Source organism: Neobacillus drentensis (genome assembly GCF_036962125.1).
Taxonomy (GTDB): Bacteria; Bacillota; Bacilli; order Bacillales; family Cytobacillaceae; genus Neobacillus; species Neobacillus drentensis_B.
Map to the genome: position 1 here is coordinate 86,004 of NZ_JBALOA010000014.1, position 12,790 is coordinate 98,793.

Annotated in this window: 14 protein-coding genes; all 14 read left to right on the forward strand. The window is 38.6% G+C overall.

Annotated elements, in window-relative coordinates; genetic code table 11:
- Window positions 1-93: 93 nt before the first annotated feature.
- The 14 genes from mltG (at window position 94) to V7121_RS12135 (ending at window position 12,263) form a co-directional block, all read left to right on the forward strand.
- Window positions 94-1,227 (forward strand): endolytic transglycosylase MltG, encoded by a 1,134-nt coding sequence (gene mltG, locus V7121_RS12070; RefSeq protein ID WP_335546688.1) that lies wholly within the window; start codon window positions 94-96, stop codon window positions 1,225-1,227.
- Between the two features lie 89 nt (window positions 1,228-1,316).
- Complete coding sequence (locus tag V7121_RS12075) at window positions 1,317-1,445, forward strand: hypothetical protein (protein ID WP_335496591.1); 129 nt, start codon at window positions 1,317-1,319, stop codon at window positions 1,443-1,445.
- A gap of 74 nt (window positions 1,446-1,519) precedes the next feature.
- Window positions 1,520-2,170 carry an O-methyltransferase gene (locus V7121_RS12080; RefSeq protein ID WP_335546689.1) on the forward strand — a complete coding sequence of 217 codons (651 nt, stop codon included), beginning with the start codon at window positions 1,520-1,522 and terminating at the stop codon, window positions 2,168-2,170.
- Complete coding sequence (locus tag V7121_RS12085; protein ID WP_335546690.1) at window positions 2,167-3,096, forward strand: peptidase U32 family protein; 930 nt, start codon at window positions 2,167-2,169, stop codon at window positions 3,094-3,096. Before V7121_RS12080 ends, V7121_RS12085 begins: the two co-directional genes overlap by 4 nt.
- Window positions 3,097-3,149: 53 nt before the next feature.
- Window positions 3,150-4,421: a peptidase U32 family protein gene (locus V7121_RS12090; protein WP_335546693.1), complete on the forward strand. Its 1,272-nt coding sequence runs from the start codon at window positions 3,150-3,152 to the stop codon at window positions 4,419-4,421.
- A gap of 1 nt (window position 4,422) precedes the next feature.
- Window positions 4,423-5,058, forward strand: coding sequence for a uridine kinase (gene udk / locus V7121_RS12095; RefSeq protein WP_335496581.1), 636 nt, complete (start codon window positions 4,423-4,425; stop codon window positions 5,056-5,058).
- A gap of 157 nt (window positions 5,059-5,215) precedes the next feature.
- Window positions 5,216-5,692 carry a transcription elongation factor GreA gene (gene greA, locus V7121_RS12100; RefSeq protein WP_335496579.1) on the forward strand — a complete coding sequence of 159 codons (477 nt, stop codon included), beginning with the start codon at window positions 5,216-5,218 and terminating at the stop codon, window positions 5,690-5,692.
- An 87-nt stretch (window positions 5,693-5,779) separates the two neighbouring features.
- A complete protein-coding gene (locus tag V7121_RS12105) occupies window positions 5,780-7,540 on the forward strand; it encodes a peptidoglycan D,D-transpeptidase FtsI family protein (RefSeq protein WP_335546694.1) in 1,761 nt (586 codons plus the stop codon).
- A 116-nt stretch (window positions 7,541-7,656) separates the two neighbouring features.
- Complete coding sequence (locus V7121_RS12110; RefSeq protein ID WP_335496573.1) at window positions 7,657-8,355, forward strand: YrrS family protein; 699 nt, start codon at window positions 7,657-7,659, stop codon at window positions 8,353-8,355.
- Window positions 8,356-8,676: 321 nt separating this feature from the next.
- The gene (mtnN, locus tag V7121_RS12115; protein WP_335496571.1) at window positions 8,677-9,375 is read left to right on the forward strand and encodes a 5'-methylthioadenosine/S-adenosylhomocysteine nucleosidase; all 699 of its coding nucleotides are present in this window, start codon (window positions 8,677-8,679) and stop codon (window positions 9,373-9,375) included.
- 13 nt (window positions 9,376-9,388) lie between these two features.
- Complete coding sequence (locus V7121_RS12120) at window positions 9,389-10,312, forward strand: PLP-dependent cysteine synthase family protein (protein WP_335496568.1); 924 nt, start codon at window positions 9,389-9,391, stop codon at window positions 10,310-10,312.
- Window position 10,313: 1 nt separating this feature from the next.
- Window positions 10,314-11,450, forward strand: coding sequence for a bifunctional cystathionine gamma-lyase/homocysteine desulfhydrase (locus V7121_RS12125; protein ID WP_335496566.1), 1,137 nt, complete (start codon window positions 10,314-10,316; stop codon window positions 11,448-11,450).
- A gap of 492 nt (window positions 11,451-11,942) precedes the next feature.
- Window positions 11,943-12,083, forward strand: coding sequence for a YrzI family small protein (locus V7121_RS12130; RefSeq protein ID WP_335496563.1), 141 nt, complete (start codon window positions 11,943-11,945; stop codon window positions 12,081-12,083).
- A 39-nt stretch (window positions 12,084-12,122) separates the two neighbouring features.
- Entirely contained in the window at window positions 12,123-12,263 is a 141-nt protein-coding gene (locus V7121_RS12135; protein WP_335496560.1) for a YrzI family small protein, read from the forward strand.
- The last annotated feature ends 527 nt before the right edge of the window (window positions 12,264-12,790 follow it).

A 12,790-nucleotide genomic window follows, 5' to 3' on the forward strand; every position in this document is an offset into this window, starting at 1 on the left:
AATTAAGATGCCTATTTTTTTAATTATACATTAGTATATTACCAACTTAATTAGAAGTTCTAAGGGTTTAAAGGTAAAGGAAGGGGGAGTCAAATGACAGACAAAACCGATACGAAAAAAGATGTGATTCGCAAAAAAATGCTAGAACATCAAAGTGAAGCAAAAGTTGTTAGAAAGATTGTTTTGATTATTTCAATTCTATTGCTATTATTAATAGTCTTAATTAGTGGTGGGGGATATTTGTACATAGAATCTGCACTCAAGCCCGTTGACTCAGGTAGTAAGAATCTGAAAAGGGTTGATATTCCAATTGGTTCATCGGTAACAGGTATAGCAGAAACGCTAGAATCCCATGGGATTATAAAAAGTGCGAAGGTATTTAAATATTACGTCAAACTAAAAAACGAAGGCGGTTTTATGGCAGGCGAGTATCAACTCAGTCCGTCCATGGATGTACCTGAAATCGTCAGCCGACTGAAAACTGGAAAGGTACTAGCTGAAGCAAGTTTCAAAATTACCATTCCAGAGGGGAAACAACTGAAGGAAATTGCAGCTATGATGGCTAAGGCAACAAAACAGAACGAAGCGGATGTTTTTAATAAATTAAATGACAAGGAATTTATTAAAACGCTTATGGCTAAATATCCTGATATCCTATCAGAAGAAATCTTAAATTCGTCTGTAAAGTATCCTCTTGAGGGTTACCTATATCCGGCAACCTATCCATTCTTCAAGAAAAATCCGTCTGTTGAAGAAATGGTTACAGCCATGCTTGATAAAACACGAACTGTTTTATCGGACTATACAGAGGAAAGTAAGAAAAAGAAGCTTTCCGTTCATCAATTATTAACAATGGCCTCTTTAGTTGAGGAGGAAGCTACCGAAAAAGCTGACCGCAAAACAATTGCTAGTGTTTTCTACAATCGTATCAAAAAGGGAATGATGCTCCAAACGGATCCGACGGTTCTCTATGCGCAAGGGAAACATAAAGAAAGGGTATTTTATAAGGATTTAGAAGTGGATTCACCATATAATACTTATCAAAATACGGGTCTGCCTCCGGGGCCGATTGCGAATGCCGGAAAGTCTTCAATTGAGGCATCACTTGAGCCTGAAAATACAGATTTTTATTATTTTCTTGCAACAGCTGACGGGAATGTTATATTTACAAAAACACTCGAAGAGCATAATAAAGAGAAATCTAAGCATATAACAAGTAAAGATTAATTGCTTAAACGAGGGAAATGCCTTTCCCTCGTTTTTATGTTGAAACTTGCGTATGTTTTATGATAAAATAATTCAGGTGTTTTAAATAAGTGATCCATAGCGTAACTCACAGTAAAGGTACCTTGCAACAACAGCTTGCAACGCATCTTGACGGAATTCTACCCGTTAATGCGGAAGATTACTGTGAACGCTATTTTTTCATGTCTAAAGACCATTAACGTTAGAGATAATAAAAGTATTTTACTTTGAGAAATATTGTGCAATTTTTATTAGGGATAGAGGTGGGGGCAGCTTGTTAAATGAGAAGTTGCATTCTTATATTAAAGGTCTTCTTACTGAACGAAATCCGTTATTAACTGAAATGGAGAACTTTGCGCATGTTCATAAAGTCCCAATCATGGAAGTAGAAGGAATAGAAACCATGCTTCAATTATTGCGGATTCACGGTTCACTAAGAATCCTTGAAGTAGGAACGGCGATTGGTTACTCTGCCTTACGAATGGCCCAGGCGATGCCAAATGCCCACATTGTTACAATCGAGCGTGATATTGAGCGGATCCAATTGGCTGAACAGTTTATTCATCGTTCAGAGCATCGTCATCAAATTACTTTAATAAAAGGCGATGCACTCGAGGTTGAAGAGGTTGTGAAGGAACATGCCTTATTTGACGCCATTTTTATTGATGCGGCAAAGGGGCAATATAAAAAGTTCTTTGAAATTTATTCTAAATACCTGAATGATAACGGAATGATCATTACTGATAATGTCTTATTTAAAGGTTTAGTAGCGGAGCCTGTGATAGAAACAAAGAGAATTCGTAATCTTGTTAAAAAAATTGATGAATTTAACCACTGGATAATGAGCCATCCAGGTTATGATTCTGTCATTTTACCCGTCGGGGATGGGATTGCGATAAGTAAACGAAGAGGTGAGCGTAAATGAAAAAGACAGAATTACTTGTAACTCCCTTGACTGTCGATGATATTTTGCCGTTAATTGATGCAGGAGCCGATGCATTTGTGGTTGGTGAACAAAGATATGGCTTGCGGTTAGCTGGTGAATTTAACCGTGAAGATGTCCAAAAAGCGATTGAATTAGCACATTCAAAAGGTAAAAAAGTATATGTTGCTATGAATGCGATTTTCCACAATGAAAAAATTGAAGAATTAAGTGATTATATAAAGTTTGTTTCTGCAGCAAAGGCTGATGCGATTATTTTCGGTGATCCTGCCGTTTTAATGACAGTAAGAGAAATTGCACCTGAAATGAAACTGCATTGGAGTACCGAGACAACCGGAACGAACTGGTTTACTTGCAACTATTGGGGACAAAAGGGTGCAAAAAGAGCGGTCCTAGCTCGTGAAATTAATATGGACGCAATTGTGGAAACGAAAGAAAATGCAGAAGTCGAAATTGAAGTCCAGGTCCATGGAATGAGCTGTATGTTCCAATCCAAGCGCTCTTTGTTAGGCAACTATTACGAATACCAAGGGAAAGTATTAGAAATTGAAAACCGTAATATGGAAAAAAATATGTTCCTGCATGATAAAGAACGCGAAAATAAATATCCGATTTTTGAAGACGAGAACGGGACGCATATTATGAGTCCAAATGATATTTGTATCATAGATGAACTTCAAGAAATGCTTGAAGCCGGTATCGACTCTTTTAAAATAGATGGAATTTTAAAAAGCTCAGAATATATTCTTGCTGTGACAAAAGCCTACCGAGAAGCCATTGATTTATTTAATGAAGACCCAGATGCTTATGAAGATAAAAAGGACGAACTATTAGCTGCAATCGAAGAAATTCAACCGGCCAATCGTTCATTAGATACAGGATTCTATTTTAAAGAAACAGTTTATTAAAAGAACAGCTCAGTGCCTAGGCGCTGTAGCTAGAAAAATGGAGGGGTTCAGCTGTGAATACAGTTAAAGATAAGATTTCTGAAATCATCGACGGTAAACGTGTCATTGTAAAGAAGCCGGAACTCCTAGCTCCAGCTGGAAATCTCGAAAAATTAAAAATCGCCGTCCATTATGGTGCCGATGCTGTGTTTATTGGCGGGCAAGAGTATGGACTTCGTTCAAACGCAGATAACTTTACCTTTGAAGAAATGAAAGAAGGCGTAGAATTTGCGAGAAACTACGGAGCAAAGATTTATGTAACTACCAATATTTTCGCCCATAATGAAAATTTGGACGGATTAGAAGAGTATATACTAGGTCTGAAGGAAACAGGAATTGCCGGAATCATTGTTGCAGATCCGTTAATTATAGAAACATGCCGCCGGCTTGCACCAGAGATAGAAATCCATATCAGCACCCAGCAATCGCTCTCCAATTGGAAAGCAGCTCAGTTTTGGAAAGAGGCAGGGGCATCACGGGTAGTATTAGCGCGTGAAGTTGGTGCAGATGAAATCCGAGAGATGAAGGAAAAGGTTGACGTTGAAATCGAAACCTTTGTACATGGTGCCATGTGTATCGCTTATTCTGGCCGCTGTACATTGAGCAACCACATGACAGCAAGAGATTCAAATCGTGGTGGCTGCTGTCAATCCTGCCGCTGGGATTATGATTTATACAAGCTCGAGGGAAGCAAGACGGAAGTGGCTCTTTATGAAGAAGGAGACGCTCCCTTTGCAATGAGCCCTAAAGATCTTAATTTAATTCAAGCCATTCCGCAAATGATAGAACTTGGTATTGATAGTTTAAAAATCGAAGGCCGAATGAAATCTATTCACTATATTGCGACAGTGGTCAGTGTTTATCGTAAAGTAATCGATGCTTATTGCGCAGACCCCGAGAATTTTGTTATTCAGAAACAATGGTTAACAGAACTCGATAAATGTGCAAATCGGGAAACGGCTCCAGCATTTTTTGAAGGTGTTCCAGGGTATAAAGAGCAAATGTTTGGTAATCATAGCAAGAAGACAAATTTTGAATTTGTAGGTCTTGTCTTGAATTACAATTCCGAAACCCAAATGGTGACACTTCAACAGCGGAACCATTTTAAACCAGGAGAAGAAGTGGAATTTTTCGGACCTGAAATTCAAAACTTTACACATGTAATTGATAAAATATGGGATGAAAAAGGTAATGAACTGGATGCTGCAAGACATCCGCTTCAAATTGTACAATTTAAATTGGACAAACCGGTCTACCCTAACAACATGATGCGAAAGGAGAACTAGCATGATGCGCAAACCGGTTGTTATTGGTGTAACCGGCGGCTCCGGCTCCGGAAAAACCAGTGTAACAAAAGCCATTTATGAAAGTTTGAAAGATCATTCCATTTTAGTATTGGAACAGGATTATTATTATAAGGACCAGAGTGAATTACCATTTGAAGAGCGTTTGAAAACAAATTATGATCATCCGCTTGCTTTTGATAATGACTTGCTTATTGAAGATATCGAAAGACTATTACGATATGAAACCATTCAAAAGCCCGTATATGATTATTCGATTCATACGCGTTCAGACAAAGTCATCCCAGTTGAACCCAAGGATGTTATCATATTGGAAGGAATCTTAGTACTTGAGGACGAGCGGCTCCGCAATTTAATGGATATTAAATTGTACGTTGATACGGATGCGGATTTAAGAATTATCCGCCGCTTGACTCGTGACATTAGAGATCGCGGGCGGACGTTTGATTCTGTTATTGATCAATACTTAAATGTGGTTCGTCCCATGCACAATCAATTTATTGAGCCGACCAAGCGATATGCAGATATTATTATCCCTGAAGGCGGTCATAACCATGTGGCGATTGATTTAATGGTCACAAAAATTCAAACAATTCTTGAACAAAAGTCGATTTTATGAAACAATAGCAGATGTATAGTCTAAAAAAAATTTCAGACTGAAAAATATTTCTGTCGCGCGCCCTTAATAAAAGGACGCGCTACTATCTATTGTGCTGTTGGCATAATACTACATATAGTACATACACATTTTTTAATGACTAGAAGGAGTGAGGGTTTTGGCTACAGAGAAAGTATTTCCGATGACACAAGCAGGTAAAGATAAGCTTATTCAAGAACTTGAGTATTTGAAATCAGTGAAACGAAAAGAAGTAGTTGAAAGAATTAAAATTGCAAGAAGTTTCGGTGATTTATCTGAAAACTCTGAGTATGATTCAGCAAAAGAAGAGCAGGCGTTTGTTGAGGGCCGTATTACAACTTTAGAAAATATGATCCGCAATGCAAAGATTATTGCTGAGGCTTCTATGGCAAGTGACTCTGTAACATTGGGCAGTTCAGTTACCTTTGTTGAGCTACCAGATGGGGATGAAGAAACGTATTCTATTGTGGGAAGTGCTGAAGCTGATCCATTTGAGGGGAAAATCTCGAATGATTCACCAATCGCCAAAAGTCTGTTAGGCAAAAAAGTCGGCGACCAAGTATCAGTTCAAACTCCTGGTGGAGAAATGAGCGTCCGTATTGTTAGTATAAAGTAATCGTAATTATTACTATTTTTGCTTAAACATTTCAAAAATTGTTTGAAATAACCAAACCTCGTCAAAACTTTTGACGAGGTGTTTTTTATGTGGCGAAGACGCGCAATCGGATGGCTTATTATTTCATTTGCTGGTTTGCTGTTGCTTTTAGGAAGATTAATACAGATCCAATTAATTGATACTGAGACCTTTTCTAAACATAATGTAAATTTACTAGAGGAAAGTGTAAGACAAAGGACACAAGAATTAGTGATCGATAATGGCAGAGGCAATTTTCTCGATCGGAATGGTACCATGCTCACTCATAAGAAGGTATCAGTGCTTGTCCTTTTTCCCTTTTTAAAAAAAATCGAATGGGACGCAGAGAAAGTATCAAATATTTCTGGAATACCAGTACATGTCCTTAAGCAGGCGGTGGAAGTGGCGGAAAAGCCATTTGCTTACGGTGACCCTGAACCATACGAATTGACCACTACTCAAAGGGATAGAATCAATCGTTTGAAGATTCCTGGAGTTTTTGCAATTGAAAAGAAATTTGAACGTTCAGATGTACCAGCGGAACAACTGATAGGACTGACAGGAGAAAATCCTAAAGAATTAAAAAAACGTTATCCGAATAAAGAACTATCAGAGAAAACCTTGCTTGGTGTATCTGGTCTTGAAGAAAGCTTTGATGAGTTCCTACTCCCTGAAGGAAAATCAAAGCTGGTTTATCATGTAGATGGCGGCGGAGCACCATTGTTTGGAATCAATGTCAAGTATGTCGATCCTGCCAACCCATTCTATCCTGTTAATATTCGAACTACCATTGATAAAACTCTTCAACAAAATGCAGAGCAATTGGTGGACCAATATCAAATTAAAAAAGGGGGCCTTGTTCTCCTTGATATGGAGGATAATAGTATCCTTTCACTTGTTTCGCGCCCAACCATCAATAAAAATGATCCTTATAATGACTCTGGAATGTCAAATATGATGTTAAAACAGCAAATTATGGGCTCAGTTTTTAAAACAGTTGTCGCTGCTGCAGCGATTGACCATAGTCTTGACGGTGCAAATAGGCTGTTTGATTGTAGTAAAAAAATCAATGGAAAACCTGAATTGAAATATAATTATGGCATGTTGAATTTTACCGATAGCTTTGCTAGGAGTTGTAATCGTACGTTTGGACAGTTAGCAAGCGAATTGCAAAAAATGAATCCACATTTGTTAGAGGATTATGCTAACAAATTGTCGCTAACTGGTTCGGTTGGCTGGCAAGGGGATGTCTATCATACCAATGATTTTAACCAACTTGCTGATGAAGATAAAGGAAGAGTCTTTCTTTCTGATGAGGCAAGAAAGGATGCAAATTTAGCAGCAATGTCTGGAATTGGACAAAATGAAGTACGGGCAACCCCTCTAGCTGTAGCTAATATGATGGCAACAATCGCTAGAGGCGGGGACAAGGAAATGGTCCGAGCTGTATCAAAAATTGAATATAAAAACGGTACGACGATGATAGATTTTCCGAAGAAAAGCATCAAAGGAGATAATATCTCCCCTTACACCGCAATGAAATTACAAAGATTATTACGGGAAGTAGTCATGAATCCAAATGGAACGGGAAGATGGTTTAAGGATTTGCCATACACGGTAGCAGGCAAATCAGGTACGGCAGAAACAGGAAAATATAAATTGGGACAGCAATTACATAATAAATGGTTCGCAGGTTATTTTCCTTATGATCATCCCAAATATGTATTGGTGGCAGTCAATTTGGATGTGTCAGATTCGGAGGGAGGAGTAAATTTACTATTTGCTGACATGGTAAAAATGCTGTATCAAAAAGACCATGGGATGAAATAGGAAATGGTTTTTCCTTCAAGTTCTCTTAAAATCGTGTTAGAATATTGAGAGTCTACAAATGGATGGCTCCGATATCAAAAGGGATCTCTGTATTTTTATCATAGGAGGGAATAAATTTGACTAATGACTTGAATTCTAAATCACGATCAGGTTACCGTGCGAAAAGAAAAAAAACTAATATCGTCTTAAATAGTTTAATCATCGTTGTGCTCCTGCTAATAATTTTTGTCGCATATAATATTTTTGCAACTGGAAATGATAATGCATCTTCAAAAAAGGAAACGACTAAAACAGAGCAAAAAGAAAACGTGCAAAAGGAAACGGAACAAAAGGATACGGAAGCCGTTACGACTAATGAGAACGACAGTGTCACTGATCCTGCGACTGAAGAGGAAGATACTTCAACGCCAACAGAAGAGTCAACAACATCTGAAGATACGTCCGCTCCTGAGGCTGCTGATGAATCACAAGAAGTGGTAACAGAGGGTGACGGGAATTCCAATGTGCTTAAAGTAACTGAAAACCCATCATGGCAGCCTGTGGGTACTTCACAATCAGGTGAGCATACTGCTGTTTATGACCAATCTTCTGTTGACTGGCAGGAAATGTTGAAGGCCATTTCTTATGCAACTGGATTAGATCAAAGCAATATGACCGTGTATTGGCTGGGAAGAGATAAATCTACCCCAAACGGCTCGTTTAGTACAGTAGCTTCAAAAGATAAACAGCAAAAGTATAATGTATACCTTCAATGGGTGGATGGCCAAGGCTGGAAACCGACCAAGGTAGAAGAAATAAATGAGATTGGCCAGTAATAATCAATATGGAAAAACCTCTCGAGAATGTTGAGAGGTTTTTTTCTGTTTTTTTCTACGAAGATTTGTGAAAATCATGTTAAATCTGATCTGTTAAGAACAGGTTTTTGTCTATTCCATAGTATACTTATAGGATTGGTGTTCTAGTTGAGGATGACAATTGAGGGCAGGAACTGATCTATCTAGCATGCTTTTCTCAAAAAGGGTAGAATAGTGTTTGCGGATACGATGTTTGAATCCGAGGAAGATTATTAGCAGAAATGTTACGACCTTCAGCACCAAGGAAAAGAAGGCGTAAAAAACTATGAAAGAGGTCAAATTATGAAGATAGCAATCATCGGAGCAATGGAAGAAGAAGTTACTCTACTAAGAGACAATATCGACGGTCAAACACAAGAATCTGTCGCAGGGTGTGAATTTACCTTTGGGAAAATGCATGGAGCGGATGTGATCTTGCTGCGCTCTGGGATAGGAAAAGTTAATGCTGCTATGTCAACTACGATTCTGCTTGAAAAATATAAGCCTGATTGCATAATAAATACAGGGTCTGCAGGGGGCTTCAATCCTTCACTAAATGTTGGAGATGCCGTAATTTCAACAGAAGTCCGGCACCATGATGTAGATGTTACGGCGTTTGGTTATGAATATGGGCAAGTACCACAGTTACCTGCAGCATTTTTAGCAGATGAAAAACTAATTTCAGTCGCCGAAACAGCTGCACAAGAGCTTGATAATTTTCAAATCGTTAAGGGCTTAATTGTTACTGGTGACTCATTTATGGAAGACCCCGTCCGCGTTGATTTTGTACGTTCTAAATTTAATGATTTGCAAGCTGTTGAAATGGAAGCAGCTGCAATCGCGCAAGTAGCCCATCGATTTGGTGTTCCTTTCGTGATTATTCGCTCGCTTTCAGATATTGCTGGAAAAGAATCAGAACTTTCGTTTGACCAATTTATTGATAAAGCAGCAACTAATTCTGCGACCCTTGTTATGAAGATGGTGTCAGCACTACGATCGTAGTGGAGGTGAAATTATGAAGGTTTACAAGAATGTGCATGAACTAATTGGGCATACACCGATGGTTGAGATTTCAAAATTTGCACTGCCTAAGGGAGTTCGTATTTTTGCAAAACTTGAATTTATGAATCCTGGCGGCAGTGTAAAAGACCGTCTTGGGATTGAACTCTTACATGAAGCTTTTTCAAACGGAAAATTGCAAGAGGGCGGCACGGTGATTGAGCCCACGGCCGGGAATACTGGAATTGGTTTAGCACTTGCTGCCATTAACAAAGGTGTACAGGTCATACTTTGTGTTCCTGAAAAGTTTAGCATCGAAAAGCAAGACTTAATGAAGGCACTTGGGGCCAAAATCGTTCATACTCCAACAGAGCAGGGAATGAAGGGGGCCATTGCTAAAGCTGAGCAGCTCCTTAAGGAAATACCTGGGTCGTATTGTCCACAGCAATTTGGCAATCCTGCTAACCCAGAAACGTATTATAAAACCCTTGGTCCTGAACTATGGGAGCAAATGGAAGGTGAGATTGATATCTTTGTTGCCGGAGCAGGAACAGGTGGAACATTTATGGGAACTGCCCGATTCTTAAAGGAACAAAAGAAAGCAGTAAAGACAGTCATTGTTGAGCCTGAAGGGTCCATCTTAAACGGTGGAGTTTCAGGTCCGCATAAGACCGAAGGAATTGGGATGGAATTCCTACCAGAATATATGGACCCCAACTACTTTGATGCGATTCATACCATACTGGATGATAGTGCCTTTGCCCTTGTTAAAGAATTAGCGATGAAGGAAGGACTATTAGTGGGGAGTTCTTCTGGTGCCGCCTTTCATGCTGCACTTAAAGAGGCAGAGAAGGCAAAACCTGGTACAAATATCGTGGTTATCTTTCCAGATGGAAGCGAACGCTACCTAAGCAAAAAGATTTTTGAAGGAGGCATTTAACTTGAAAAGAAAAACCCAATTAATTCATGGCGGAATCAGTAATGACCCTGCAACAGGGGCAGTTACGTTTCCCATTTATCAAGTAAGTACGTATAAGCAAGAAGGTGTCGGCGGACATAAGGGATATGAATATTCACGTACTGGCAATCCGACTAGACACGCGCTTGAGGAATTGATTAAAGAGCTTGAAGGAGGCAAGGCAGGATTTGCTTTTGGTTCTGGGATGGCAGCCATGACAGCAGTCATGATGCTGTTTAACAGTGGCGACCATGTAATCTTAACTGATGATGTTTATGGTGGCTCGTTTCGTGTTATGACTAAAGTCTTGAATCGATTAGGAATTGACTCAACTTTTGTTGATACAAGTAAAGCCGAAAATATTTTAAGTGCCATTAAACCAAATACTAAGGCGATACATTTAGAAACACCTACAAACCCGCTCCTAAAGATTACAGATATTGAGGCTGTTTCAAAGCTGGCAAAACAACATAACCTATTAACCATTGTCGATAATACATTTTCAACACCTTATTGGCAAAATCCACTTGAACTTGGTGCAGATATTGTTGTTCATAGTGCCACCAAATATCTCGGTGGGCACAGTGATGTCGTAGCAGGTTTAGCTGTTGTAAACAGTGAAAAGCTCGCGGAAGATCTCCATTTCGTGCAAAATTCAACAGGAGGAATCTTAGGTCCGCAGGATTCCTATTTGTTAATTCGCGGGATTAGAACGTTAGGGGTCCGCTTGGAAGAGATGGAAGCAAATACAAAAGCCATTGTTTCGTTTTTACAAGGACATAAAGATGTTAAAAAAGTTTATTATCCTGGAATAGAAACCCATCCTAATCATCAAATTGCTAAAAAGCAGACCAGAGGTTTTGGGGGAATGGTTTCTTTTGATGTTGGCAGTTCTGAAAATGCTGATAAATTACTTAGTAAAGTAAAATATTTCACATTGGCTGAAAGCCTTGGAGCAGTTGAAAGCTTGATTTCTGTTCCAGCAAGAATGACCCATGCCTCGATTCCAGCAGAGCGCAGAGCAGAACTTGGAATCACAGATGGACTCGTTAGAATCTCTGTAGGTCTTGAAGATGTCGAAGACCTGATTGAGGATCTAGACAACGCCTTGAAATCGTAACTCACCTAGGGTGTCAGGTACCATGTGAAAATTTCACATTGTACCTGACACCCTTTTGTTACTATGGGCGTTTGAATTAATTATAAAAAATTCCAGAAAAAAGGTTTACAAAGTCATGATCGGTGGATATAATTACCGTAGTAAGTAAATTATTCCAAAAGGAGGTCGAAGAAAATGATGTTAGTATTAACTGGAATTACTGTCGCAGTAACTGGCACTGTTGAAGCATCAGGAACTTTATATCTGAATATCGAACATTCGACCCGACTGGAATGGATTACTTAATATTAAGTTAAGTTACCATACATATCCATGCCGCAGGTAGGATGACGCCTTGCGGTATTTTTGTGCCTAAAAATCACCGAGCCGCAGGGACACTCTTCTGCGGCTTTTTTGTGCCCTTTTTACGAGCATTTTGGATATGTGGTGCATAGATTAACTTTGTTGTGACTATTCTGCTGTAAAAATTAATTTTAAAGGAGGTGATTATCCATGACCCTAAATATATTCTTTTTCACAATCACATTCAAAAAACGTGAGATAAGTCTCCAAGAAGCTACAAATCAGGAAATGGTTGAAAAGCTTTATGACCAAAACAAGGATAAGCAAATTTCTATGTATCGTATGATGTAATTGAAATATTTTATAATTTTAAAAAGGATGTGAACTAAAATGACACTAAATATCATCTTCTTTTCGATTACAATTAAGAAACGAAAAGTAAGTACTGAAGAAGCGATCCATCAAGAAATGGTTGAAATGCTTTATGAACAAAACAAAGACCGTCAAGCAACCATGTACCGTGGTATGTAATTAGTTTAAAAAATTTACTGATAGGAAAGGTGGTTTTTAATATGAAGTTATTACTATTACAAGGTCGGGGTGCAAGTTTCTGGGTTATGAAGGATACCGCCTAGCTACGAATAAAATTAGGAGGTAACAAGGATGCCGCTGCATATTCTATTTTTTTCATTAATTTTTAAATCAAAGAAAAAAAGTCACTTATAATACCATAGTTAAATTTAATTGCTAATAGTGGTTGGTGTTTGTTAACAAAATGTTCATATTTCCTTCAGATAGATACTGTGAAAATATGATAAATTCATAGTAGGAAGAACAGACTAGGATCTATCTAAGGGGTGGAGAGTATGTTCATGGTTGTGATGGCTATCGTCATTACTGCGGCAATTGCCTGCGTAATTTCAGCTGAACTTAGTGTAGAGTAAAAAAGAGCATCGACCTCAAATTTGGTCGATGCTCTTTATTTGAAAAAAAGAAAGTTAAAAAGTTTGAACCTAGATAACAGTCTAGCTCCAGCGCCCTAGCGGCTAGTGTCCTTC

What these genes read in the sequence shown, in the direction of transcription:
- V7121_RS12085 (WP_335546690.1), top strand. Translation starts at nt 2,167, where the DNA reads ATGAAAAAGACAGAATTACTTGTAACTCCCTTGACTGTCGATGATATT.
- mtnN (WP_335496571.1), top strand. Translation starts at nt 8,677, where the DNA reads ATGAAGATAGCAATCATCGGAGCAATGGAAGAAGAAGTTACTCTACTA.
- V7121_RS12105 (WP_335546694.1), top strand. Translation starts at nt 5,780, where the DNA reads ATGTGGCGAAGACGCGCAATCGGATGGCTTATTATTTCATTTGCTGGT.
- V7121_RS12130 (WP_335496563.1), top strand. Translation starts at nt 11,943, where the DNA reads ATGACCCTAAATATATTCTTTTTCACAATCACATTCAAAAAACGTGAG.
- mltG (WP_335546688.1), top strand. Translation starts at nt 94, where the DNA reads ATGACAGACAAAACCGATACGAAAAAAGATGTGATTCGCAAAAAAATG.
- V7121_RS12120 (WP_335496568.1), top strand. Translation starts at nt 9,389, where the DNA reads ATGAAGGTTTACAAGAATGTGCATGAACTAATTGGGCATACACCGATG.
- V7121_RS12135 (WP_335496560.1), top strand. Translation starts at nt 12,123, where the DNA reads ATGACACTAAATATCATCTTCTTTTCGATTACAATTAAGAAACGAAAA.
- udk (WP_335496581.1), top strand. Translation starts at nt 4,423, where the DNA reads ATGATGCGCAAACCGGTTGTTATTGGTGTAACCGGCGGCTCCGGCTCC.